Origin of the sequence: Acinetobacter sp. P1332 (assembly GCF_044057475.1) — a bacterium.
GTDB lineage: Bacteria > Pseudomonadota > Gammaproteobacteria > Pseudomonadales > Moraxellaceae > Acinetobacter > Acinetobacter johnsonii.
On record NZ_CP171157.1, the window covers coordinates 2,221,972 to 2,247,889 of the forward strand.

Consider the following 25,918-nt stretch of genomic DNA (forward strand, 5'->3'; position numbering starts at 1 on the left):
GGTAAAAATGAGCGTATCCAGATACGCTCATTTTTTTATGACTTTTTCTCAGAATTTAAGTTCAGCATTTCAGCAGACAGCTCCTTCACTTTCTAATTTTAGCGAATTAATTGATTTAAACTGGATTGAAGACTGTTTAAAACGGACCGGGAAAGCATCGGTCAGAAAAAGAAAACTCCCCGCAGAGCATGCTGTATGGCTAGTTATTGGACTTGCATTGTTCCGCGACCAGCCCATCTGGTATGTTGTTCAGCAGCTGCAGCTGGTTTTTGGCACGGCTGAAAGCTGCGCCCCAAGCGCATCAGTGCAGGCCAGACAGCGCTTGGGTCTGGAGCCTTTAAATGTCCTGTTCAATACACTGAGTCAGACATGGTTTGAAGATTCTCAGCCGCAATATTCCGCCTTTCATGGCCTAAGCATCTGCGCTGTAGATGGAGCCATCTGGTCCATGCCCCACACAGATGAGAACTTCAGGCACTTCGGTTCTTCCAAAGGCAAAACGATAGCAGCACCTTGGCCGCAAGCCAGAGCGGTTTGCCTGATCAACACCAATACTCATGAAGTGATTGATGCCGGGATTGGAAGTATGGATCAAGGCGAGCTGACTTTAGCGAAGAAATTGAAAGTGCCTGCAAATAGCCTGACTTTATTTGACCGGGCCTACTTCTCTGCTGATTTCTTATCAGGGTGGCAGTCTCGGGAAAACTGCCATTGGCTTATGCGGGCTAAAGACAATCTGCGCTATGAAATTATCAGGAAAAACTCAGCGCATGACTTTCAAATCAGAATGCCTGTTTCTCCAAGAGCGAAGAAACTGAATCCGGATTTAGGTGACTATTGGGAAGCCCGCCTGATTGAAACTGAACAGTCTGGAAGGGTTAGACGATACGTTACATCATTATTAGATTCAAAGGCTTATCCTCTGGAAGACGTCAGTACGCTGTATGCTCAGCGCTGGGAAATCGAGATGTGCTACCGTGAAATCAAGAGCGACCTGCAAGATGGGATGCATTTAAGAAGCAAGCAGCCTGAATTGGTGTATCAGGAATTATGGGGTGTATTGATTGCTTATAATATTCTTAGAAGGCAAATGAAATTTATGGCTCAACGGGCGAAAGTCAGCCCTTTGCGTATCAGTTTCCATATTGCTTCAATCAGCATTATCAATATATTAAGGCATACTCCGCTGGAATCGGCAGGGAATTTGCCCAAGCATTTAGAGCGTTTGCTGGAACAGTCTAAAATGTTTGTTTTGCCTGAAAGAAGATCAAGGCAATGCCCTAGAGTCGTCAAAATAAAGCCTCAAAAGTACCCAAGAAAATGCCAGTCAATTTCTTAACTGACTGGCATTACTCATATGAGGGCTTTTTTTATTACGATCTTCGTTCTTTATATTTTTCAATTACGTATTCATACATTTCTAACACAGTCATTGTTCAATAAACATCCTAATCTAATTCAAAGTCTAAAATAATCGTGATGCTACACATCACATCAAATTCATTTTATTACACCTTTTTAGTCTACGTTTTTGCCTTATTTTCCGTGGAATTCTATAAAACGTATGACTGACCTCACGGTGTAAACAACGGGAGGTTTCAATGGGTTTCATTTTCGCCATTCTGTTTTTAATCTGTATCCTCTGGGCTATTTTTTATTTTGAACTCAGTCGCTTAATGGCAACTGCAATCATTATTTTTACGTCCCTCTTCGCTGCTATTTTTATCAGTCCGTGGTCATTACTTCTAGGTCTGCCCTTAATTATTCTCAGCCTGATTGTGGTTATTGATCCATTACGAAAGTCTTTAATCACTCAACCTGCCTATAAAGCTTTAGCCAAAGCCATGCCGAGTATGAGCAGTACCGAGCGTGAAGCATTGGATGCAGGCACCAGTTGGTGGGAAAAAGAATTATTTATGGGTGCGCCTGACTGGAAAAAATTTGATGGTTATGTCTACCCAACTCTGTCTGCTGAAGAGCAATCCTTCTTAGATCATGAAGTTGAACACCTTTGTGGTTTACTCAATGAATGGGAAATTCATCACCACTTAAAAGATCTTCCTGTTGAAGCATGGCAATACATCAAAGAACAAAGCTTTTTAGGTTTAATTATTCCCAAAGAATACGGAGGTCGTGCCTTTAGCTCCTTTGCCCAAAGCCGCATCATGAGCAAAATTTCTTCACGTTCACTGACCACTGCCGTCAGTTGTATGGTGCCCAACTCTCTAGGCCCAGGTGAGTTGCTTTTACATTATGGAACTGAGGAACAAAAACAACGCTACCTACCAAGACTAGCCAAAGGCGAAGAAATCCCCTGCTTTGGTTTAACCAGTCCTGAGGCGGGTTCAGACGCTGGTGCGATACCTGATACAGGTGTGGTCTGCTATGGTGTGTTTGAAGGCCAAGAAGTACTCGGTTTACGTATGAACTTTTCAAAACGCTGGATTACACTGGCACCTATTGCGACTGTGATTGGTCTCGCTTTTAAACTCTATGACCCTGATGGACTATTAGGCGATGCAAGCAAAACTGAATACGGCATCACCTGTGCCTTATTACCGGCCAGTCATGACGGCGTCCAAGTCGGCGCGCGACATAATCCTGGTTCCCCCTTTATGAATGGCACGGTCGATGGACAAGATGTTTTTATCCCACTCGATTGGATTATTGGTGGGGTGGAAAATGCAGGTAAAGGTTGGCGCATGCTGATGGAGTGCTTAGCCGTAGGTCGTGGGATTTCACTGCCAGCGCTCTCCACTGCTTCAGCTGAAATGGCTTATTTAAGTGTCGGTGCTTTTGCCAAAGTACGCCAACAATTTAAAATTTCTGTAGGACATTTTGAAGGCGTGCAAGAAGCCACCAGTGATATTGCCAGTGGTACATATATGCTCGAAGCTTTCCGCTATATGGTCACTTGTGGTTTAAACGAAGGCGGCAAGCCCGCAGTGATGACAGCTATGGCCAAATACTATGCCACCGAAACCATGCGTAAAATTGTCAATCATGGGATGGATGTCGTTGGCGGACGGGCAGTACAAATGGGGCCGCGCAATTTTTTAGCATTGAATTATCAAGCCATCCCCATTTCAATTACCGTTGAAGGGGCCAATATTTTAAGCCGTTCTTTAATGATCTTTGGTCAAGGCTCAATGCGCTGTCATCCTTATTTATATGAAGAACTCCAACTCCTTCAAGCAGAAGATACAAAGTCAGCTTTAGCGCCTTTCGACACGCTACTTTTTAAACATTTGGCTTATACTTTTAACCGAACAGCCCGTTCATTCAGTTATGGCATATTCGGTGGCCCTTCAGATGCTTCCGCACAGACAGATGCTTTCTCACGCCCTTTTTACAAAACCATTAACCGTTTCAGTTCAAACTTTGCCTTAACAGCAGACCTGTGTTTAGGCTTACTTGCAGGCGATATTAAACGCAAAGAAATGCTTTCAGGACGTTTGGCTGACATTCATGCCCATCTATTTATAGCAACCGCTATTTTGAAGTTTTATGAAAAAGGACAACGTAGTGAGGCTGAACAACAGCATGCTCAACTGGCTTTAGAAAAAGCATTTGTCCAAATTCAGGATGCATTTGATGGACTATTCGCAAACTTTCCTATGCGAGCCGCTGCTTGTGTAGTCAAGTTCATCTGTTTCCCTTTTGGTCGTGTTGCTCAGCAACCAAGCGATCAGCTAAAAACGCAATTAGGACGTGCGATCATGGAAAATAATCCTTTCCGTGAACAACTGAAGCAGCATGTTTTTTACAATACCGATCCCAATGACGTCTTTGGGCGTATGGAAAATGCCTTCCAAGCTGCATTGAAAATTGATCCACTATGGACGAAGTTTAAAAAAGCGGAAGCCAAAGGACAATTTGAAGGCTTAGATTTTGAATCGCATATTCAACATGCACTTGAAACAGGATTCATAAGCCCTGAAGAAGCAGATCAGTTGATTCATTACAATGCTCAACGCTTCGATAGTATGCTCACCGATATTTTTGATCATGAGCTTGAACAGACACTAGATTTAAAGAATCCTTACAATACTAAGGCTTCCGATATTCAACTATAACCTTTCATCGGTTTTCGAAACTCCTAAAAAATAAAAGTCCGTTTACGGGCTTTTATTTATCCACACAATATAAACCAGACATCAAAGCGAAGTTTTAAATCCAATACACGTTTAAACGATAATAGAACTCTTCCACTTCCAAACGAACTTGATATCCCAGTTGGGTCAGTTCTGCTGAAAAATGACGAATATCTTCTAGGGGTAAATGTTTTGGCAGAACTGTAAATACCGCAGTATTTCCCTGTTTCGCACTCTCCTCAATGAGTGAAGCTAAACGTAATTTATAGACTTCAATATCTAAATACGCTTGGTTGGACATAATTTTTGCCTGTTCGGCATTAATAAAAGCAGCCATCTTTTCCTCCAAATTCGCCCAAGTATTGACTATGAAACTAACGCAGATCAAAACAGCGTATAACGTGATTTGGTAACACTGTGTAGCCATTCCTTAGAGAAATAACAATAAGAATCAAATCTATTTAAAAAGGCAGCGACTACAATCCAAATTTTTCTGTTCACCAAACTCACTTACCGTTACAGAAAAAATAAATAAAGTTACCATCTATTTTATTTAAATAATAATTGTTATCATTTGCAATATTGTTTACTAATACACCAACTCTCTTCCATGAATAGCACCACTCAAATTGATGCCTTGGTTCATTCGGAAAAAGTCCATCCGAAGCCTGCCAAAAAGAAGAAAGTCGACACACCACTTAGCTACCGTCTGATGGTGTTGTATCGATTTGCACTTGCATTGCTCGGAGGTTATCTCCTTGCTGCACTCTCTGCATTAACCATTGCTAAAGTCTTTATTGCAAATCCTGTGAATGCGGCCATGAGCGCCACACTCATTGCATTTTGTCTTAACTGTGCTGCCTTTATTTGGGTCTTTATGGTTCAAAAAACCTTAAAAGCAACACTCGGCATTGCTGTGCCATGTATTGCACTGTATGCCCTACTCAAATTTTTAGGATAGTTTTTCAATGCGTGTTGATCAAAAAGCGGAAGGACCGCGCCAATCCATGTCATGGTTGCATACATGGGCCAGTCTCATTTTAGGGTGGCTGCTGTATGCAATTTTTGTGACTGGAACCCTCAGTTTTTTCCAAAATGAAATTTCTACTTGGATGAAACCCGAAACACATCAATCTATCCCTGCGCAGTCTCAAGTGCAACAAATGCAGGTCGCGCTCAACTATTTACAGAAAAACCACCCAGATGCAGGCAGTTGGAATATTCAACTACCCAACTCACGCCAAACCACAACTGAAGTGACTATTCGTGCCGTTGGTGAAGACCCGAAAGCACGTCGTGGTGGAACACGCATCACCTTAGACAGTGCGACTGGTGAAGTGATTGAACCACGGGATACGCGTGGTGGTGGATTCCTATATCGTTTCCATTTTGAGTTGTACGGTTTACCCCGCCTGTGGACGCGTTGGTTAGTCGGGATTGCCACCATGTTCATGTTGGTCGCAATTGTCAGCGGCATCATTGCCCATAAAAAAATCTTTAAAGATTTCTTTACCTTTCGCTCAGGCAAAGGTCAGCGCTCATGGCTGGATGCACACAATGCAACCGCTGTTTTTGCACTGCCTTTTCATCTAATGATTACCTTTAGTGGCTTACTACTGCTCATGTTTATGTTCATGCCTTGGGGAATTAACCAAGCGTATGAAAATCGACAACAGTTTTTACGTGACCAACAGGCCAGCATGATTGAGCAGCCCCAAAAGGCTGAAGATGTGCCACGCGAAGGCGAAAGAGCGGCTCGTGGAGAACGCGGACAGCAACGCGGTGAACATACAGAAGGTCGTGGTGAGGAACATCCAAAACCCGAACTCCGCCCTGCTCCACTGACAGACTTAGCCCCAATTATGGCAGCGGTACAACAACAGTGGAAAGACAATCCAATTGCTTCAATTAACATTATTTCACCCAATACAGACCAAGCCAAAATTGAATTGCGTGCTTTACGTGCTGAAAGTGTCGCGCATCGCAATGTGTATGCAACCCTCAACTACAATGGGGTCACGGGTCAAGACGAAACGGATAAAAATATACGAATCAAAAATCCATCGATTCCAAGTGCCATCTATAACGTGGTCACCGTCTTACACGAAGCGCGTGGCCTCGACTTAGCGCTGCGTTGGTTATTATTCTGCTCAGGTATTTTAGGTACGCTCATGGTGGCTACGGGTCTTATCCTTTGGTGTTTAAAACGTGCTCCCCAACAGCAGAAACAAGGCTATAAATCGTTTGGTTTCCGACTGGTTGAAGTCTTAAATATTACAGCCATTATTGGTTTGCCTTTGGCCTGCGCGGCATATTTTTATGCCAACCGTTTCATTCCTGCAGATGTAGAAATGCGCCTGAACTGGGAAATTCGTAGCTTCTTTACCGTATGGTTACTCACGCTAATTTATGCCATTTTCCGTACCCACCGCCAAGCATGGTTAGACTTACTTTTATTGGCAACACTCGCTTTCGTCCTGCTGCCAGTGGTCAACTTGATGACAGGCGGTCAAGCTTTGTGGAACAGCATCGCGCAGGGCCAATGGATGATTGCATCGGTTGATTTAGCCATGTGGGTAATGGCAGTGATTTTCTATTTCGCTTATGACAAAGTTAAAAAACATCAAGGTTTGCCGAACAAAAAAGTGAAAGTAGCTGTTCAGGAGGCCGAAGCATGATTTGGTTTCTGATCATTTGGACTTTAGCGACCTTAGGTTTTTTTTCACTTGCCAGCAGTATGTCTAAGCACCAAAAGCAAATCTTTGCTAAAGAACTGACACTTCAGCAAACACGCTTAGCAACCACTGTGGGTTGGTTACTGTTAATTGTTTCTTTGCTCATTTGCTTAACGCAAGGACATTGGAGCACTGAAATCAGTTATTGGATCGGCGTGATTAGCTTCGCAGCACTGTTTGTTGGACTTTGCTTAAGTTATTTTGAGCAAAAAATTAAGAATATCGCTGTTTCAGTTTTACTCTTATTTATATTCAGCCTAACTTTGCACCTGATCTGAACCTAAAAGCCAATCTTCGGATTGGCTTTTTCACTTGAAAGCATTAGGCTATCCACAGTTTAAATCTTTGGTTATTTGTATGCCTAAATCTCCTAAAATTCCTGCTGAATTGGTCAACCTTGCAACAACAGGCAATAGTGACGCTCAATTTGAACTCGCTGAACTATATATGCAAAGTGAAAATGAAGATGACATTACGCTTGCAGAAGAATGGGCGCTCAAAGCAGCAGCATTGGGTCATGTAGAAGCCATGTATTGGCTGGGTGAAGGTTATGCTTTTTATGCCAAAGAACTTCGAGAAGAAGATCCAAGCGAAGCTGAAACCTACTTTGGACATGCACATCACTGGTTAAAACAAGCCGCTGAACTGAAACACCCTACTGCAATATTAGAGTTAGCTGGTTTTTACCGTCGTGGTGATGTGGTTGAAAAAGATGTCGCTAAGTCAATTGAACTGGTACAACAAGCAGCGGAACTGGGTGAGGCTCAAGCCATGCGTGATTTGGCATTCATTTATGAAAATGCGCTAGGTGTCGATACAGATGAAGCAAAAGCCAAATACTGGCACGACAAGACAGATGCCGCAGAGCAAGAATAAGCAAAAGCCCATCCTTTGATGGGCTTTTTACTACTTAAAACTTATGCACAAAAATAATATCTAAATCCTGCTTCGGCACAAAATTCTTTTCTGTCATTTGAAATTGTGTCGAACTGATCTTTTTCACCTGACCCTTCCAACAAAATGAAACCAACTCATTCGGGTCACGCTCAATGGTCAGTTTAAAACTTTGAATAGGTTTCGCCCAATTTGCACCCGTTTTTAAGATATAGCCCAAAGCTTGATAAGGTGGATATTGCGACTTGGCCTTTTTCAAACCCGCTTTGAAGTTTTGATCCATACAATAGGTTTTTTCATCCTCTTCAGGATATAAAGAGACCGAACCACCGACCAATGGCATGTACTCATGTTGTACATAGGTCAGCGCATTGGCCTTAAACGTCTACTGCCAACTATAAATAATTTGCGATTCCCAATAAATTTCATCATCCGCCTGATAGGGCTTTAAAAGCTGCTGTACCGTTTTGTCCTCACAACGATACAAACGCTGATTAAGCGTAGAGTCTTGTTGCAATAACCACGGATGCATCAAATCTCGATCTGAAAAACCACATTTTTTCAAACCTGCAGTCACATCGACGACGTCACCATTGGAACTGAAGTCTCCAGTTGCTGTTAAAGCAGGTAAAAATGCACGCACATGTGTTTCTGGCTGAATCTTTTGTGCATTGGCTTGTACTTTAAAGCTTTGAATCAATTGTTCGGTATGCGCAAAATCGCTTTCACGCGAACTGCCCACACGCGGCAAGGGAAATAAAACAGTTTCCGTAATATCTTGAGCGGTAAGATTTTTAAATTGGTAATTCACCCGAATGATGTTTTTACTGATAAACAAATCTTCACTTTGCATACTGATTTTTGGATTTTTCAGATATTGCACACCGCCCGTTGCCACATAACCCGTGCTGTCATTCGCGCTGATCTGCATAGAGATGAACACGCATAGTCCGAGGATCTTTTTCATTTAACATCTTCTTTTCATGTTTATTGTGCTGTTTCCATGCGAGCGTTTGAATGATCAAGCACGATCACTTGTCGGCAGATGCCCTCGACTTGACGTTGCTGCTCAAATACAGATGCAGGCATCGCATCAAAACTGTCAAAGAAACAGATTTCCTGCTCATCTATAGAATAAACCAGTGAATGGTTTCCGACGCCTTCTAAAGTATCGTAATAGACAATGATAAATTTATTTTGCTCAAATGCCTGTTGAATTTGTTGGTAATTGATGGCCACTAAAACTGGCAGCTTTAGTTGCTCAGCTTCTGCATAACTCAATTTTTCTTGTGCTTGAAGCTCTGGGTCTTCATCAGTATAAAATTGAACATCAAAGCCAAATTTCTTTAATCCGACTGCCAAGCCAATGGTTGTCGTTCCGTTTTCTGCATCATAACCGCAGACCTCTATCAACTGTTCAATATCCGCATCGATATATAAATGCTGGAGTAGCATCCATACCGCATAAATACCACCATTAGCTTCAAGGTTCATTAAGGATTCAGGGATATTCAAGGCCATAACACAATTAAAAAAAGATGATTGTGTTGATAATAAACAAAACATCGTTGGAACTGAATCAATTTCCAAGTACAATACTTCGCTAGTCGAGGGATGCTGCGACTTTTTCACAGGTACATAAATGTGGAATCGCTAGGCTCGACGATTCGGTTAGACACTCGTTCCAATCAACAACGGCATCCGCGAACATAATGATCAATTTTTATTTTAAATTAAGGAGATCGTAATGAACGCGGTTACTGCTTCATTTACAGATTACAAAGTTGCTGATATTTCACTTGCTGATTACGGCCGTAAAGAAATCAAACTTGCTGAAGCAGAAATGCCAGCACTTATGGGCCTACGTAAGCGTTATGCTGCTGCAAAACCACTTGCAGGTGCGAAAATCCTTGGCTGTATCCACATGACCATTCAAACTGCTGTTTTAATTGAAACATTAGTTGAATTAGGCGCAGAAGTTCGTTGGACTTCATGCAACATCTTCTCGACTCAAGACCACGCTGCTGCTGCAATTGCAGCTTCTGGTGTTCCTGTATTTGCTTGGAAAGGCGAAACAGAAGAAGAATACATGTGGTGTTTAGAACAACAAATCAATGTGAATGGTACCCCTTGGGATGCCAACATGATTTTGGATGATGGCGGTGATTTAACCCTACTTGTTCATGAAAAATATCCTGAAGTGATTGCAAAAATCCACGGCGTAACTGAAGAAACGACGACAGGTGTTCAACGTCTGTATGAAATGCTTCGTGACGGTACTTTGAAAGTTCCTGCAATCAACGTGAATGACTCTGTAACTAAGTCTAAAAATGACAACAAATATGGTTGCCGCCACTCACTGAATGATGCCATCAAACGCGGTACAGATATGCTTTTATCTGGTCGTCGTGCACTTGTGATTGGTTACGGTGACGTAGGTAAAGGTTCTGCACAATCACTTCGTCAAGAAGGCATGATTGTACGTGTGACTGAAGTTGACCCAATATGTGCGATGCAAGCATGCATGGACGGTTACGAAGTTGTATCTCCATACAAAAATGGCGTACAAACAGGCAAGAAAGAAGACATCAATGTTGACCTTCTTCAAAATACTGATCTAATCGTAACAACAACAGGTAACTACCACGTATGTGACGCTGCAATGCTTGATTCATTAAAAGCAGGTGCAGTGGTGTGTAACATCGGTCACTTCGACACTGAAATCGACACCAACTACTTACGTGGTTACAAATGGGTTGAAGTGAAGCCACAAGTTCACCAAGTGTATCGTTCAGAAAATGACAGCGACTACCTCATTCTTCTTTCTGAAGGTCGTTTAGTTAACCTAGGTAATGCAACGGGTCACCCATCACGTATTATGGATGGTTCTTTTGCCAACCAAGTACTAGGTCAAATGCACTTGTTCGCTGAAAAATTTGCTGATCTCGCTGAAGATCAAAAACAAGCAGCGATTCGTGTAGAACTGCTTCCTAAGAAATTAGATGAAGAAGTTGCTGCGGCAATGGTTGCTGGTTTTGGTGGTGTCTTGACTCAATTGACTCAAGAACAAGCAGACTACTTAGGTGTAGCTGTTGAAGGTCCGTTCAAATCTGACGCTTATAAATACTAAGTTGCAAACCTCTCTTGCGCTGAACTTTAAAGCAGTGCTTAAAGTCTGCTCAGGAGAGGGACTTTCATTACCGAATGATGTTAGCAGTGAAATCTTGTTATCTCTATTCAATGTAATGAATCCCCTTCTCCCTCTGGGAGAAGGATGGGATGAGAGCAAACACAAAAAATAGCATTTATAAAAAAGGATTTGATGATGAGCAAAAAAGTTCCAATTTCTTTTGAGTTTTTCCCAACCAAAACCGATGCTGGTGCAGAAAAACTTAAAGTCGTACACCAAGAACTTCAGTTATTAAACCCAGAGTTCTTCTCAATTACTTACGGTGCTGGTGGTTCTACCCGTGAACGTACCCTTGCTGCCATTGCTGAATTCAATGGTAAAGGTACGCCTGTTGCACCGCACTTATCTTGTATTGGCGATGACAAAGCACGTATTGCTGAATTACTCGACATTTATAAAGATCAAGGCATTGACCGTATTGTGGCGCTGCGTGGTGACTTACCTTCAGGTCAAGTCGGTCTAGGGGAACTACCTTATGCCACGGATTTGGTTCGCTTTATTCGTGAACATTCGGGCGATCATTTCAAAATTGAGGTTGCCGCTTATCCAGAAATGCACCCTCAAGCAGATAGTTTTGACCTAGACATTCAACGCTTTTGCGACAAAGCCAATGCAGGTGCGAATGCCGCACTGACTCAGTTCTTCTTTAATCCAGATGCCTACTTCTACTTTGTCGATCGCATTCAAAAAGAAGGCGTGAACATTCCTGTAGCACCAGGCATTATGCCAATTACCAATGCCAGCAACTTGATTCGCTTTGCAGATGGTACAGGCGCTGAGATTCCACGTTGGATTCGTAAGCAACTGGCAACTTATGGTGATGACACTGCCAGCATCAAAGCATTTGGTCATGAAGTGATTGTGAAACTTTGCGAACGCCTGATTGCAGGTGGCGCACCGAGTTTGCACTTCTACACCATGAACACCACTGATCCTACCCGTCAGCTTGTACTAGACCTCGGTTTAGCATAAGCATTTAAACTAGATTCACCCTATTTGAGAGTAAAACCGAATGCCTCGTTTTTTTATGGAAGCAGAACTCAATGTTGATCACACTGTCGAACTGACTGAAACTGTGTTTCACCACTGGGTAAAAGTTTTGCGTGCTCAAGTCGGTGAAACGGCTACTTTGTTTAATGGACAAGGCGGCGAATATGAAGTGACCTTAAGTGACGTTGCTAAAAAGTCAGCATTAGTTCAGGTCACTGCTTTTAACCCAACCAATCGTACGCCTGCGTTTAAAACTTTACTCGGTCAAGTCATGAGTAAAGGTGATCGTATGGACTATGTCATTCAAAAGGCAGTTGAATTAGGCGTTTCGGAGATTCAACTATTAACGTCTGAACGCTGTGAAATGCGTTTGAAATATGACCGCGATCAAAAGAAAATTGATCACTGGCAAGGCATCGCCATCGCAGCTTGTGAACAATGCGGCATGAATATTGTTCCAAAAATCCTTGCACCACTCAGTTTAGAGAAATGGCTCGCATCCGAATTACCTGCGACTCGACTTGTACTCGCCCCGAATAAAGAAAAAATCGATGTTTTGGCACATGCGACACCAAACATTGCACTACTCATTGGGCCTGAAGGTGGTTTAAGTGAGGCTGAAATTACAACAGCCAATGAGAACGGTTTTATTAACTGGTGTATTGGTGAGCGTGTATTGCGTACAGAGACAGCACCAGTCGTAGCTTTGTCAATCCTCAACTACAATTTAGTGATTTAAATCACATAAACAGCAGAGTCACCCTTTTGTTCTGTTAATATATTGATTATGATGTACAACAATATTACCCTTGACTTATATCAAAATATAAATTGATTGTGTTTTACACAATGTATTTAAATTTGAAAAAAGACACAACACAATGCCATTGGGTCATAAAAAAAATAAGGTTTCGCGATTCATGCCAGATATTTCTACAGAAAATCTTGATCGGCACTTGCAGACTGCGCAAATATCGCATTCCATTAGCCATCTTCGTTTCCTCATCAGTAGTTTACTGATTCTAAATTTTTATATTTTCTGCGCATATCACTATAATTTTTCTCAAGATTCTTTTTATTTTAACCTGTGGTTTTTTGTTTCTGAGTTTATTCTCAGCATTTTTTGGCTCGTGAACACCGTGTATTTCAACCCGAAAAATCACTCTGCCAAACATGCACACCGCTGGATTCAAGGCATCTGTTTAAGTATTGGTCTTTTGGTTGCAGCAGGCGTCGTCTGTATCTATTACTATTTACCCAGCCTATCTGGCAATTTTAACTATACAAATGCCCTACTCTTGTCTGCACTTTTAGTGATTGTCACACAGACCGTTTGCCTTACCTATTTAACGCAGCGCATTAGTTATTTTTGTTTGGTTTTTATTCCGTCCATCACCCCTTATGTCCTCTCGCAATTTATCAACTTCGATGCCAATCACACTCTTTTTCACCTTGCTGTGAACTTTATTCTGATTGTGATTTTGCTCTGTGCCAATGCCACCAACCGTATTAATCAGCACTTATCTCGTCTCTCAATTAAAAATCGAGAGCTCAAAAAAGAAGCTGAAAAACAAGTCTCTTGGACCGATGATTTATGCAAACAGCTACAAAACGAAGTGAATAAATCCAAAGAAATTGAACAACAGTTACAACTGAATAATCAATTGCTTGAGCAAAAAGTACGTGAACGAACCTTTGATGTAAATCAAATCAATAAAGACTTAAAAAATAAGCAAGAAAACCTATCGCTTGCCCATGAAATTTCAGGTATTCGTCCTTGGGATTGGAATATTAAAGATCGGCTCATTTCCCTGACCAATCACAAACAAGAAAAAGTACTTAAAAATTCCACAGAGCATCAACTTCAGCTTCAGTATCTAATTCATCCAAATGATATTGCCCCGTTTAAATCTGCAATGAAAAGTCATTTACGGGGTCATTCAGACCGCTATGAAGCCACTTACCGTGTGCAACACAATAACGGGAAATGGTACTGGGTACATGACACTGGGCGTGTCATTGCTCGCGATCCAATCAATCAAAAACCGTTACAAATGGTCGGTATTCGACGTGACATTCAACATGAAAAAAGCAACCAAGAACGTCTGCGACTAGCAGCGAGCGTACTTGAACAAGCTGAACAAGGGATTTTCATCTTAGATGAAGACCTGCGTTATATCGACGTAAATCCGTTCTTTGAACGTTTGGCTGGCTTTGAAGCTGCACAAATTAATGGCAAACATCTGTTTGATATTGTTGCGAACTATAAGTCGCATCAACGCAGCACACATAACCAAATCATTGGACAGCTCCTAAAAAAAGGCGAATACGACGGTGAACTTAATGAAAAGTTCCTATCAGGCAAAGAGCTGTGTATTTGGATGCATCTGAATGCTATTACCGATGAGCAAGATCGTGTCACACATTATATTGGTATCGTGTCCGATTTAACCGAACGCAAACTGCAAGAACAGCGTTTATCCTATTTAGAAAACTACGATACGCTGACCGACCTACCCAACCGTTTTTACTATAACTATCAGCTTCATCAATATTTGGTTTCTCAACAAGACAGCATTAAACAACTGGCGATTATTCGACTCAATATTGACCGTTTCCGTCCATTGAATGAATTCTTAAGCAATAATGGCGGCGATGAACTGCTGCGCCAAGTTGCCCAGCGCCTTCGTTTAACCAATGCTGAAGCCCTTATGGTGGCTCACTTAAATGGTGACGATTTTGCAATTGTATATGAGGTCTCTCATATTCGCCCCTCCGTTCAGGAACATATCGATCGCATTAACAAAGCCTTTAGTCTACCTTTTGATATTTTTGGTCAAGAGCACATTATTACGCTTTCAATGGGGATTTCGCAGTACCCTGAACATGGTCGTCAACTTGACTACTTAAACAACTGTGCAGAACAAGCACTGAGTGAAGCAAAACGTTTAGGTGGAAATGCGACCAAGTTCTACAGCCTGAGTAATACCGTTGCATTAGAAGAAGGGATTTATTTAGAGCGCGATTTAAGACTAGCGATACAAAACAATGAGTTGGTGGTTTACTACCAACCCAAAATCAACTTTCACGATCAGAAAATTTATGGTTTTGAGGCGTTGGTACGTTGGAACCACCCAAGCAAAGGCATTGTGCCGCCAGGTCTCTTCATTCCGATGGCAGAAAAAACCAGCTTAATTTCAGACATTGGCCGCATTGTAATTTTACAAACCGCAAAGCAAATCAAAGAATGGAATAAATTGGGTTTTGATAATATCTGCGTCTCGGTCAATGTGGTTGCTCAACAATTACAACGTGGACAGCTTTTAAAAGACTTAGATGAGGCTCTTGATCGATACAAAATCAGTGGTAGTAGTCTCGAATTAGAAATTACAGAATCCACTTTGGTTGAAAACTCAGAAGCGGTGAAGAACCTCCTTGAAACCATCAAATCGCGTGGCATTCACATTTCTTTAGATGATTTTGGCACAGGTTATTCATCGCTGTCTTACCTCACTGACTTCCCAATCGATACTTTAAAAATTGATCGAAGCTTCATTTCAAAAATTGGGCACTGCAAACAAGAAGCTATTGTGAGTGCCATGATTGCCATGGGGAAAGCCATGGGTATGACCGTGGTGGCGGAAGGAATTGAGACCGAACAACAACTGAGTTACCTGCAAAACTTAGAATGTGATATCGCGCAAGGTTATTTATTTTCAAAACCTCTTCCACAGCTCGATGCTACCCAATACTTAAGAGATCATCTAGATACGCCCTCTTATACATACTTAATATAAATCAGACTGTTTTAGCTCTAAGTTTGCCTTAAAAAGCACCAGCTATCACTGGGATATACCAGCAACTAATGGTATATTCGGTCTTGTCTACTAAAAAACCACCAGCTCCGCTGGCTAACCCACGCTACAAAGAGATTCAGATGGACGATCAATCATTAAAACAGCAAGCTTTGTATTATCACGAATTTCCAACTCCAGGGAAAATCAGCGTTACACCAAGCAAGCAGCTGGTCAACCAACGTGACTTAGCTTTAGCTTATTCACCAGGTGTTGCTGCACCATGTTTAGAGATTGAACGCGACCCGTCTACTGCGGCGCTTTACACAGCGCGTGGTAACTTAGTTGCTGTGGTCAGTAACGGTACAGCCGTTCTTGGCCTTGGTAACATTGGTCCTTTAGCGTCTAAACCTGTTATGGAAGGTAAAGGCGTACTGTTTAAAAAATTCGCTGGTGTTGACGTTTTTGACATCGAAATTGCAGAAAATGATCCTGACAAAATCGTGGACATTGTCGCTGCATTAGAACCGACTTTTGGTGGTATCAACCTTGAGGACATCAAGGCACCAGAGTGTTTCTATATCGAGCAAAAACTACGTGAACGCATGAACATTCCTGTGTTCCACGACGACCAACATGGTACTTCTATTATTGTCGGTTCTGCTTTGCTAAACGCTTTGCAGTTAAATGGCAAAAAAATTGATGAAATCAAGATTGTTGCTTCAGGCGCAGGTGCTGCAGCATTATCTTGTTTAGATCTTCTTTGTGCAATTGGTGCGAAGAAAGAAAATATCGTTGTGGCTGACTCTCGCGGTCTGCTCACCACGAAACGTGAAGGCTTAGATGAGTCTAAAAAACGTTATGTGCAAGATATCGAAGGCACTCAACTGGCTGACGTGATTGCAGGCGCAGACATGTTCCTTGGTTTATCTGCTGCGGGTATCTTAACCAAAGAAATGGTTAAGGTCATGGCGAAAGATCCGATTATCTTCGCACTTGCTAACCCAGATCCTGAAATTCTTCCTGAACATGCACATGAAGTTCGTGATGACGTGATCATGGCGACAGGTCGTTCAGACTATCCAAACCAAGTGAACAACGCACTTTGCTTCCCTTACATTTTCCGTGGTGCTCTTGATGTAGGTGCAACAACGATCAATGAAGAGATGAAAATCGCATGTGTCTATGCAATTGCGCGTATGGCACACATTGAAGCAGATGCAGCATCTTATGGTGAAAAATCAGCATCTTTTGGTCGTGACTACCTTATTCCACGTCCACTCGATCAACGTCTGATTTTAGAAATTGCACCTGCTGTCGCACAAGCAGCAATGGACTCTGGTGTAGCTGATCGACCAATTCAAGACTTCTCTGCTTATCGTCAGCGTCTGTCTGAGTTTGTCTACAACTCTGCATTTATGATGAAGCCTATTTTTGCTCAAGCAAAATCCGACCCAAAACGTATTGCCTATGCTGAAGGTGAAGACCTACGCGTACTTCGTGCAGTACAAATTGCGGTCGATGAAGATCTTGCAAAACCAATTTTAGTCGGTCGAACTGCGGTTATTGAAGCGAACATTAAAAAGTTAGGCTTACGTCTTGAACATGGTGTGAACATCACGATTGTCGATCAAGAAAAAAATCCTGACTACGAATTGTTTGCAGATGACTACTACACGCTTATGCAGCGTAAAGGTGTAACACCTGAATATGCACAACGTGAAGCACGTCGTCGTTCGACCTTGATCGCGTCGATGTTAGTGAAACATGGTAAAGCAGACGGGATGCTATGTGGTACGTATTCAAGCTACGATATCCACTTAGACTTCGTTAAAAACATCATTGGTAAAAAAGAAGGTCACAACTCTTTCTTTACATTGAATGCTTTAATGCTTGAAGACCGCAACCTGTTTATTGCTGACACTTACATCAACCGTAATCCAACGGCTGAACAACTGGCTGAAATGACTATTTTAGCCGCTGAAGAAGTGCGTCGTTTTGGTATGACACCACGTGTTGCGCTACTATCTCACTCAAGCTTCGGTTCAGACCAGACCGACCCAAGCGCACAAAAAATGCGTAAAGTGTTTGAGATTTTGTCGCAAATCGCGCCAGAACTTGAAGTTGAAGGTGAAATGCATGCGGATGCAGCATTGGATGAAAACATTCGTAGCTTTGCATACTCAAACTCACGCTTCAAAGGTTCTGCGAACCTATTGATCATGCCGAACTTGGATGCAGCCAACATTTCATTTAACCTGTTGAAATCAACGTCAGGTAATAATGTCACCATTGGCCCTATCCTACTGGGTGCAGCAAAGCCAGTTCATATTTTGACACCGACAACCACAACACGTCGTTTAGTGAATATGACTGCACTAACTGTAGCTGAAATTCAAGAAGCGGAGAAAAACGGCGAATAATTGTTTGTCGTTGTACTCGCATCTTGTGACTTGAGAAAACCTCTATTCTGTAGCATGATGGCTGTAAGAGTAGAGGTTTTTTCATGCAAGTTTATTTAGTAGGCGGTGCGGTCCGAGATCAGCTTCTGGGTCACCCCTATCACGAAAAAGATTATGTAGTTGTCGGTGCAATGCCTGAACAACTGCTTGCCCAAGGTTTCCAACCTGTAGGTAAAGATTTTCCTGTTTTTTTACATCCTGAAACCAAAGATGAATATGCGCTGGCACGCACCGAACGTAAGTCAGGGCATGGTTATCATGGCTTTGAGTTTTATACCGACAGTACCGTTACCCTAGAACAAGATTTAATTCGACGCGACCTCACCATCAATGCCATCGCCATGGATGATGAAGGCACACTGTATGACCCCTATGGTGGCCAGCGCGACTTAGAGCTGCGTGTTTTAAGGCATGTTTCTGATGCTTTCGTAGAAGACCCTCTACGCGTCCTCCGTGTTGCACGATTTGCTGCACGTTATAAAACCCTAGGATTTACGGTAGCCGAAGAAACGTTGGCACTGATGCAGCAACTCGCAGACTCGGGTGAACTGGAGGCACTAACTCCTGAACGCATTTGGAAAGAAACCTCTCGTGCTCTGATGGAAGATCATGCCGATGAATACTTTGAAGTGCTACGTCGCTGTGGTGCTTTAAAAGTACTTTTTCCAGAAATCGCGGCACTTTACGGTATTCCACAGCGCCCTGAGTATCACCCTGAAATTGACTGCGGTATTCATACCATGATGTCATTGCAGCAAGCATGTCGTGCCAACTACGCATTGGATGTTCGTTTTGCTGTTTTAGTGCATGACTTAGGCAAAGCTTTGACACCTGTGGACGAGCTACCGCGTCATATCATGCATGAAGAACGTGGGGTCAAACCTGTGACAGAAGTGTGTGAACGTCTAAAAGTTCCAACGCAGATGAAACAGCTCGCAATTACGGTCTGTAAAGAACATTTGAAATGTCATCAAGCTCTAACCTTAAAACCAGGCACTTTATGGCGCTTACTGCAACGCTTAGATGTACTACGTCGTCCAGAACGGGTTGAAGCCTTTGTGCAGGCCTGTGAATGTGACTCACGTGGTCGTTTAGGGCTTGAAGATCGTGAATACCCACAGTCGGCATATATTTTAAAGGTGATGGATGTTGTGCGAAATATCAAAGCACAAGACCTACCTGCGGATATTAAAGGCCCGGATATCGGTGAAATGCTGATTGAACGTCGAATACACGCAATTGGAGAACTGAAGGCTCAATACAGTTAAACCTTGATCGACTCAAATAAAGCGCCACAATCGGCGCTTTATTTAATTTCACTTAAGAAATGGATGCGGGAAAGGTAATCACCTTTTCCAACTGCATGTGTTCTGTTGCAATCATTAACAAACGATCCACACCTAAAGCAATACCTGCACATGCGGTCATTTGAGGCAAAGCAGTCAATAAAAACTCATCAATTGGCATCACATGTAAGCCTAATTTTTCACGTTCAGCATTATCGGCTTCAAAACGCGAACGCAACACCTCTGCGTCGATCAACTCATCATAAGCATTGGCGAGTTCCAAACCTTCAATATACAGCTCAAAACGTGCTGCAACCAATTCACCGTCTTCATCCGTTTTAGTTTTGGCAAGCGAGGCTAGCTCTGGTGGAAAATCGGTTAGAAATACGGGCGTATCAAAACCTAGACTTGGTTCTACAAAATGTGAAAAGAGCAAATCGATATAGCCAAGTCGGTCATCGCCCAAGTCCAAATTTAAACCTACGCGATTACAACAGTCTTTTAACTCTTTCAAACTGGCTTGCAGTGGGTTCAAATCCAAACGATCCATAAACGCATGCTTATAGCTCAAAATGGTAGGGCGAACCTCACCAAAACGCTGCTTTAATGTGACATTCAATAAATCTGTCACTTCAAACATCAAATCCTTCAAACTGAAATTCGGTCTATACCATTCCAGCATGGTAAATTCACTATTGTGTTTACGACCATGTTCATCATCACGGAAAACTTTACAGATTTGATAAATCGGCCCACTACCACTGGCCAATAAACGCTTCATGGCAAACTCAGGTGAGGTCTGCAAATAATGCGTTTGTTGTTTGCCTTGTACATGGCGCTGCGCTTGAACCGAAGCCAAATGCACATCGGTCACACCAGCTTGAGATAAAACCGGGGTTTCAACCTCAAGCACTTCACGTTCAGCAAAAAACTGACGAATTTGGCTATACATTTGCGCACGCGCTCGCATGGCTTTTAAGTCACAGGTTGGCTGATAATGGATCACGTCCTGACTCATGCCTTCGGCCCTCCATGTGCAGCCCATTCACGGCGTAATGGATAGGTCTTTCTTAAATGATCAAAGGCTTTTTGGTCAATCATTCCCTCTTTTAAGCAAGCACGTAAGGCTTGGTCATCTCGTGCAATCGGGTAGATTTCCCTTAAATGCTGTTGAAGTGCAGATTTCAAATCTTGCCCTTCAAAATATTGAGCACATACAGGCAACTGCGACTCGAAGCTTTTATCTGCTTCAAATTGGAAAGTTTTACAGAAAGCCTCATAGATCATTTGTGTACCACGCGCTTTGCCTTCTAAGCTATAACCTGCGATATGTGGTGTCACCAGACTCACAGCATTCAACACTTGTTCAGAAATCACAGGCTCATGCTCAAAGACATCTAGTACCACTTTGCGCTGCGTTTTTTCGATGTCGGCCAATAAAGCTTGCTCTTCAATCACAGGCCCACGTGCAGAATTAATCAATATTGCTGTCGCTTTCATCGCAGCGAAAGCTTCGGCGTTGAATAAATGATAGGTTGGATGTGGTCCTGTTTTGGTTAAAGGTACATGCAATGAAATTGCATCGGCAGTGCTTAATAGGGTATTTAAATTGACCTGCTGAATCGTATCTTGCTGTACAAAAGGATCATGACCGATCACATTCCAGCCCAATAGTTTGGCCATATAAGCTAAGCGAGAACCGACATTTCCTAGACCAATGATCCCTAAAGTAAAACTTTCTTCAGCATTCAGCAATGCTGGCTTGAGATGGAGCAAAGCCGTAATCACATATTCAGCCACCGCCTGTGCATTACAACCTGCAGCATTCGCCCATTGAATATTCTGCTTTTCAATAGCGTTAATATCTAAGTGGTCTGTACCAATCGTTGCACTACCCACATATTGAAGTGTGGTGTTATTGATTAATGCTGGATTGACTTGAGTTACGGAACGCACCAACAGTGCTTTGGCATCTACAACATCGGCATGCGTTAAAGTACGCCCTGCTTTGTGCTCAACTTCACCAAATTCGGCAAAAAAATAATCGGTAAATGCGAGATTTTCATCTGCCACGATTTTCATAATGTCTTCCAACGCTTTGTTGACTCTATGATAACCGTTGCACAAGCTCAACACTATGTTGCTCTGCAATACATCTGAATAAACAGTCACGATGTTTCATCTTCATGGTAAAAAACCGAATACTTTAAAGAATTGTTTAATATAGATTTACTTCGTTCAAAATACTGAAAAATATAAAGTCAACTCCGTAAACGCTATGATAGTACAAACAACTAGACAAATAATTTAATACTGTTATAAAAAAACCTTCTCCCAACATTTCAGAGAGAAGGCAAAACCTCAAGCAAGTAATAAGCGAGATAATTATTTAGATTTATAAGAGAGTTTCATCCCCACGATATAGCCTGTATTGTCCTCAAACTCGCCAACAATACGACGATCCGAAGTTTCACCTTCCGCATCACCAAACCACATATAGCGACCACCTACGCTGAAAGCCATTTTTTGACTAATATTGTATTTAGCAGCCAAACCAGCACCCCAATAACCCTTCACAGGACCTAAAGTTGGTGCGGGGTCACCTGCACCTGAGTCCCATAAACCAGAGACTGCAATTGCTAAATTTGGCGACAATTGTTTGCCTAATCCAATTTCGACTGCCATTTGATCTTCAGAATAATCAACTAAAGGTAAACCTTTACCTAAAGCTTCTGTCGTTGCTGCTTTCAGTACTGGTGGGCTTTGTTGCACAAACCTATCTCTAAAGGCTTATTCCACAATATAATTCTCAAATGAATAAGCCCACACCTAAAATCTATCGTACAACCAATTGGTCTTCTTATAACAGTGCATTAATAAATCGAGGAAATCTCTCAATTTGGTTTGATCCCAAGACTCAATGGTACGCTCAACCCAAAGGTAAACATGGTCGAAATCAAACTTATTCAGATACAGCCATCCAATGCTGTTTAATGATCAAATCCTTATTTCGTCTTTCTTTACGCATGGTCACTGGCTTTGTGCAAAGTCTCATTCATCTTTGTAGATTAGATTGGACAGCACCAGACTATTCCACCATCTGCAGAAGACAAAAGCATATTGATATTGCAATTAACTATCAAAAAAGCAGTAATGGTCTCCAGCTACTCGTCGATTCTACTGGCTTAAAGTTTCTAGGCGAAGGTGAATGGAAGCGTAAGAAACACCAACCTGAATATCGTCGCCAATGGCGTAAACTTCATATTGGTATAGATGCTGAAACCCTTCAAATACGCGCTATTCAACTCACTACAAATAATGTGAGTGATTCACAAGTGCTTGGTGATTTACTCGATCAGATTCCACAAGATGAGCAGATTGACTCTGTCTATACTGATGGGGCTTATGACACCAAGCAATGCCGTCAAGTAATTGCAGACCGACAAGCACATGCGGTGATTCCGCCAAGAAAAAATGCGAAACCTTGGAAAGATACAAAGACCAGCTCGCTAGAGCGAAATGAATTACTTCGAACAGTTAAACGTTTAGGAAGAACAATATGGAAAAATTGGTCAGGCTATCATCGCAGAAGTCTGATAGAAACCAAGATGCATTGCATCAAATTATTAGGCGATAAACTCCGTGCGAGAAACTTTCAAAGCTAAGTCAATGAGATTCATGCACGTGTGGCCGTATTAAATAAATTTACAGATTTAGGTCGACCTCACACCCAAGTTGCCACTTAAATTTAGATAACTTGGAAGAAGTTTAGCTTTTGAATGTTTGTGCAACAAAGCCCATTTGATCTCATAGCTACACCTCATCCTCTGCGATCTCATAAACATTATTATGATCATATCAAAAATATAAAAACCTAATTTTTACCCTACACTGACATCTGAGTACTTCCGACACCATTACATATGTACGTTTCCACAAGACTCCAAAACTCCATCATTTTCACAATTACTCTTAAAATGACGTTGAAAAATTCATTCACTTTGAAGAAAAGTTTCATGGATTAGAATATAGGACTATGTAAAATTTGTCCTTTTTGATGCCCATAGACGAGAGCCATTTGGATCTAAATACTCAGAGCCAATTAATATTAATCATCGAGGATGCCCCTAACTCCTAAAAGTTGAGACTTTCAATCACACGGCTATTTTTTATCAGTAATATGGATTAATTTGTGAGAAAAATATGAAAAAAAAAGCCCCCTGTAACTACAGAGGGCTTTTTAAATTTGGCGGAAGCGGTGAGATTCGAACTCACGGAGGGGTATAAGCCCTCGTCGGTTTTCAAGACCGGTGCATTAAACCGCTCTGCCACGCTTCCATGTGCGCCATCATACGGAGCTTTTGTTTTGATGACAAGTAAAACTTACCGTCAAAGCAATCAACTGCATATTGTTTCATCAAAAGTTTATAATTTCGAAGCGATTTCAGCACCTTCACGAATCGCACGCTTCGCATCTAGCTCAGCAGCCAGTTTAGCACCACCAATAATGTGATAATTCGCTAGTGTATTTTGCTCAGCACTTGGCATCAGATCCTTTACAGACTCCTGCCCTGCACACACAACGATAGTATCGACACGTAGCAATTGATCTTGTCCTGCCATATCCACCCAAAGCCCTTCATCAGTCACAGCTTTGTACTGAACCCCACGTAACATACGTACTGCATGCTTTTTCAACTGTGCACGGTGTACCCAGCCCGAAGTTTTGCCCAAACCTGCTCCAAGTGCAGAGGTTTTACGCTGTAATAAATAAATCTCACGAACAGGCGGATGAACTTCTGCGGCCTGCGTGCCTCCTTCAGAAACATAATTCGGGTTTGGATCTACGCCCCATTCACGTTGCCAATCTGCAAGTGGTTGTGGCTGAGGTTGATGCTCTGGTTTCAATAAATACTCAGACACATCAAAACCAATCCCTCCAGCACCAATCACTGCAACCTTTTGACCGACAGGTGCGCCGCGTAACACTTCTGCATAAGACAAGACTTGCGGTGAATCACTCCCTTCGATACGTAATACGCGTGGCACAACACCTGTTGCAATAATAATTTCTTCAAAGCCTTCACGCTCAAGCTGCTCACGATTCACCTTGGTGTTTAAACGTAAGTCGACGCCAGTTTTTTCAATCTGTACTTTGAAATAGCGAATGGTTTCATGAAACTCTTCTTTACCGGGTACAACTTTTGCCAAATTGAACTGTCCACCCACTTCATGACTTGCTTCAAACAGAGTCACTTGGTGTCCACGACTGGCTGCAACTGTCGCGGCTGACATACCTGCGACGCCACCACCCACAACCGCAACTCGTTTCGGTTGTTTCGCTTTCAAATAAACCAACTCAGTTTCAAACGCTGCACGCGGGTTAACTAAACAAGTAGCACGTTGGTTTTTAAAGGTATGATCTAAGCATGCTTGGTTACAAGCGATACACGTATTGATTTCATCGACACGATTGGTCGCTGTTTTATTCACCCAAAAAGCATCAGCCAATAACGGACGCGCCATTTGCACCATATCGGCTTTGCCCGATGCCAAAATCTCTTCTGCCGTGTCTGGCATATTGATACGGTTTGAAGCAATCACTGGCACAGCCACGTGCTTTTTCACTTCCGCAGTATAGTCAACAAAAGCAGCACGTGGCACCGAAGTCACAATGGTCGGAATACGCGCTTCATGCCAGCCAATTCCTGTATTCAATAAGGTAATGCCTGCTTTTTCTAGTGCTTGCGCAATCGTAACCACTTCTTGCATGGTATTGCCGTCATGCACCAAATCGAGCAATGACAAACGGAAGCAAATAATAAATTTCTCGCCGACTTGTGCACGTATCCCTTTGACAATTTCGACCGCAAAACGCATACGGTTTTCAATCGGCCCGCCCCAACGGTCTTCACGTTGGTTCACATGACGGCTTAAGAATTGATTCAGTAAATAACCTTCTGAACCCATAATTTCTACACCGTCATAGCCTGCCTTTTTGGCAAGACTGGCACAGTTAACATAGTCATCAATGGTATTTAAAATTTGCTTTTCAGACATTTGACGCGGTTTAAAAGGCGAAATCGGCGACTTGATTGGACTGGCAGACACAACAAAAGGTTGGTAGCCATAACGTCCAGCATGCAAAATCTGCATTAAAATTTTTGCGCCATGCTTATGTACGGCATGGGTCACTAAACGATGCGGAGCAATATCCCCCAGCGTATTCATCGTCCCGCCCGCAGGAAGAAGCCAACCTTGACGGTTTGGAGAAATCCCGCCTGTAATGATCAGGCCGACTCCGCCTTTAGCACGCTCACCGAAGTATGCAGCCAATTTTGGATAATTATAAAAACGATCTTCCAAGCCCGTATGCATGGAGCCCATCACCACACGGTTTTTAATGGTGGTAAAACCCAAATGTAAGGGTTTTAAAATATGTGCATAGCTATTGGTTGTCATCATGAATCCTT

18 protein-coding genes, 1 tRNA gene and 2 pseudogenes are annotated in these 25,918 nt (G+C 42.3%); 13 read left to right on the forward strand and 8 right to left on the reverse strand.

The window, feature by feature from the left end; all coding sequences use genetic code 11:
- Nucleotides 1-37: 37 nt before the first annotated feature.
- Nucleotides 38-1,339, forward strand: coding sequence for an IS4 family transposase (locus ACFN7Z_RS10965; protein ID WP_395442672.1), 1,302 nt, complete (start codon nt 38-40; stop codon nt 1,337-1,339).
- Between the two features lie 262 nt (nt 1,340-1,601).
- Nucleotides 1,602-4,076 carry an acyl-CoA dehydrogenase gene (locus ACFN7Z_RS10970; protein WP_010326390.1) on the forward strand — a complete coding sequence of 825 codons (2,475 nt, stop codon included), beginning with the start codon at nt 1,602-1,604 and terminating at the stop codon, nt 4,074-4,076.
- Nucleotides 4,077-4,170: 94 nt separating this feature from the next.
- On the opposite strand, the gene ACFN7Z_RS10975 is transcribed toward ACFN7Z_RS10970, so the two are convergent.
- Nucleotides 4,171-4,431, reverse strand: a complete 261-nt coding sequence (locus ACFN7Z_RS10975; protein ID WP_010326389.1) for a hypothetical protein — start codon at nt 4,429-4,431, stop codon at nt 4,171-4,173.
- A gap of 273 nt (nt 4,432-4,704) precedes the next feature.
- Between ACFN7Z_RS10975 and ACFN7Z_RS10980 the strand changes: the two genes are divergently transcribed.
- From ACFN7Z_RS10980 to ACFN7Z_RS10995, 4 genes are all read left to right on the forward strand, one after another.
- A complete protein-coding gene (locus ACFN7Z_RS10980; protein WP_010326388.1) occupies nt 4,705-5,055 on the forward strand; it encodes a hypothetical protein in 351 nt (116 codons plus the stop codon).
- Between the two features lie 7 nt (nt 5,056-5,062).
- The gene (locus ACFN7Z_RS10985; RefSeq protein WP_010326387.1) at nt 5,063-6,772 is read left to right on the forward strand and encodes a PepSY domain-containing protein; all 1,710 of its coding nucleotides are present in this window, start codon (nt 5,063-5,065) and stop codon (nt 6,770-6,772) included.
- Nucleotides 6,769-7,107 (forward strand): DUF3325 domain-containing protein, encoded by a 339-nt coding sequence (locus ACFN7Z_RS10990; RefSeq protein WP_010326386.1) that lies wholly within the window; start codon nt 6,769-6,771, stop codon nt 7,105-7,107. The genes ACFN7Z_RS10985 and ACFN7Z_RS10990 overlap by 4 nt, the downstream gene beginning before the upstream one ends.
- A 79-nt stretch (nt 7,108-7,186) precedes the next feature.
- Nucleotides 7,187-7,705 (forward strand): tetratricopeptide repeat protein, encoded by a 519-nt coding sequence (locus tag ACFN7Z_RS10995; protein ID WP_029574988.1) that lies wholly within the window; start codon nt 7,187-7,189, stop codon nt 7,703-7,705.
- Between the two features lie 34 nt (nt 7,706-7,739).
- Here ACFN7Z_RS10995 and ACFN7Z_RS11000 read toward each other — a convergent pair.
- Together ACFN7Z_RS11000 and ACFN7Z_RS11005 are read right to left on the reverse strand one after the other, a co-directional pair.
- Nucleotides 7,740-8,690, reverse strand: a pseudogene (locus ACFN7Z_RS11000) (DUF4424 family protein).
- A 20-nt stretch (nt 8,691-8,710) separates the two neighbouring features.
- Nucleotides 8,711-9,244 carry a cysteine peptidase family C39 domain-containing protein gene (locus ACFN7Z_RS11005; RefSeq protein WP_395441768.1) on the reverse strand — a complete coding sequence of 178 codons (534 nt, stop codon included), beginning with the start codon at nt 9,242-9,244 and terminating at the stop codon, nt 8,711-8,713.
- Between the two features lie 226 nt (nt 9,245-9,470).
- Between ACFN7Z_RS11005 and ahcY the strand changes: the two genes are divergently transcribed.
- From ahcY to ACFN7Z_RS11035, 6 genes are all read left to right on the forward strand, one after another.
- A complete protein-coding gene (gene ahcY, locus ACFN7Z_RS11010; protein ID WP_010326383.1) occupies nt 9,471-10,853 on the forward strand; it encodes an adenosylhomocysteinase in 1,383 nt (460 codons plus the stop codon).
- 195 nt (nt 10,854-11,048) lie between these two features.
- Nucleotides 11,049-11,885: a methylenetetrahydrofolate reductase [NAD(P)H] gene (gene metF / locus ACFN7Z_RS11015; RefSeq protein WP_010326382.1), complete on the forward strand. Its 837-nt coding sequence runs from the start codon at nt 11,049-11,051 to the stop codon at nt 11,883-11,885.
- A 40-nt stretch (nt 11,886-11,925) separates the two neighbouring features.
- Entirely contained in the window at nt 11,926-12,642 is a 717-nt protein-coding gene (locus ACFN7Z_RS11020; protein ID WP_010326381.1) for a 16S rRNA (uracil(1498)-N(3))-methyltransferase, read from the forward strand.
- A gap of 181 nt (nt 12,643-12,823) precedes the next feature.
- A complete protein-coding gene (locus ACFN7Z_RS11025) occupies nt 12,824-15,700 on the forward strand; it encodes an EAL domain-containing protein (RefSeq protein ID WP_010326380.1) in 2,877 nt (958 codons plus the stop codon).
- 140 nt (nt 15,701-15,840) lie between these two features.
- Nucleotides 15,841-18,120 carry an NADP-dependent malic enzyme gene (locus ACFN7Z_RS11030; RefSeq protein ID WP_010326379.1) on the forward strand — a complete coding sequence of 760 codons (2,280 nt, stop codon included), beginning with the start codon at nt 15,841-15,843 and terminating at the stop codon, nt 18,118-18,120.
- A gap of 83 nt (nt 18,121-18,203) precedes the next feature.
- Nucleotides 18,204-19,427, forward strand: coding sequence for a multifunctional CCA addition/repair protein (locus tag ACFN7Z_RS11035; protein WP_010326378.1), 1,224 nt, complete (start codon nt 18,204-18,206; stop codon nt 19,425-19,427).
- A gap of 52 nt (nt 19,428-19,479) precedes the next feature.
- Here the strand turns inward: ACFN7Z_RS11035 and epmA are convergent, their stop codons facing one another.
- The 3 genes from epmA to ACFN7Z_RS11050 form a co-directional block, all read right to left on the reverse strand.
- A complete protein-coding gene (gene epmA, locus ACFN7Z_RS11040; RefSeq protein ID WP_010326377.1) occupies nt 19,480-20,463 on the reverse strand; it encodes an EF-P lysine aminoacylase EpmA in 984 nt (327 codons plus the stop codon).
- Nucleotides 20,460-21,527: a 4-phosphoerythronate dehydrogenase gene (locus ACFN7Z_RS11045; RefSeq protein WP_010326376.1), complete on the reverse strand. Its 1,068-nt coding sequence runs from the start codon at nt 21,525-21,527 to the stop codon at nt 20,460-20,462. Before ACFN7Z_RS11045 ends, epmA begins: the two co-directional genes overlap by 4 nt.
- Before the next feature lie 303 nt (nt 21,528-21,830).
- Nucleotides 21,831-22,217, reverse strand: a complete 387-nt coding sequence (locus ACFN7Z_RS11050) for an aromatic hydrocarbon degradation membrane protein (protein WP_010326375.1) — start codon at nt 22,215-22,217, stop codon at nt 21,831-21,833.
- Nucleotides 22,218-22,258: 41 nt separating this feature from the next.
- Here ACFN7Z_RS11050 and ACFN7Z_RS11055 point away from each other — a divergent pair.
- Nucleotides 22,259-23,191, forward strand: a pseudogene (locus ACFN7Z_RS11055) (IS5-like element ISAha1 family transposase).
- A gap of 501 nt (nt 23,192-23,692) precedes the next feature.
- On the opposite strand, the gene ACFN7Z_RS11060 reads toward ACFN7Z_RS11055, so the two are convergent.
- Both ACFN7Z_RS11060 and ACFN7Z_RS11065 read right to left on the reverse strand, forming a co-directional pair.
- Nucleotides 23,693-23,783 (reverse strand) — tRNA-Ser (locus tag ACFN7Z_RS11060).
- 87 nt (nt 23,784-23,870) lie between these two features.
- On the reverse strand, nt 23,871-25,907 hold the full coding sequence (locus tag ACFN7Z_RS11065) for an NADPH-dependent 2,4-dienoyl-CoA reductase (RefSeq protein WP_010326374.1): 2,037 nt from the start codon (nt 25,905-25,907) through the stop codon (nt 23,871-23,873).
- Nucleotides 25,908-25,918 lie beyond the last annotated feature (11 nt).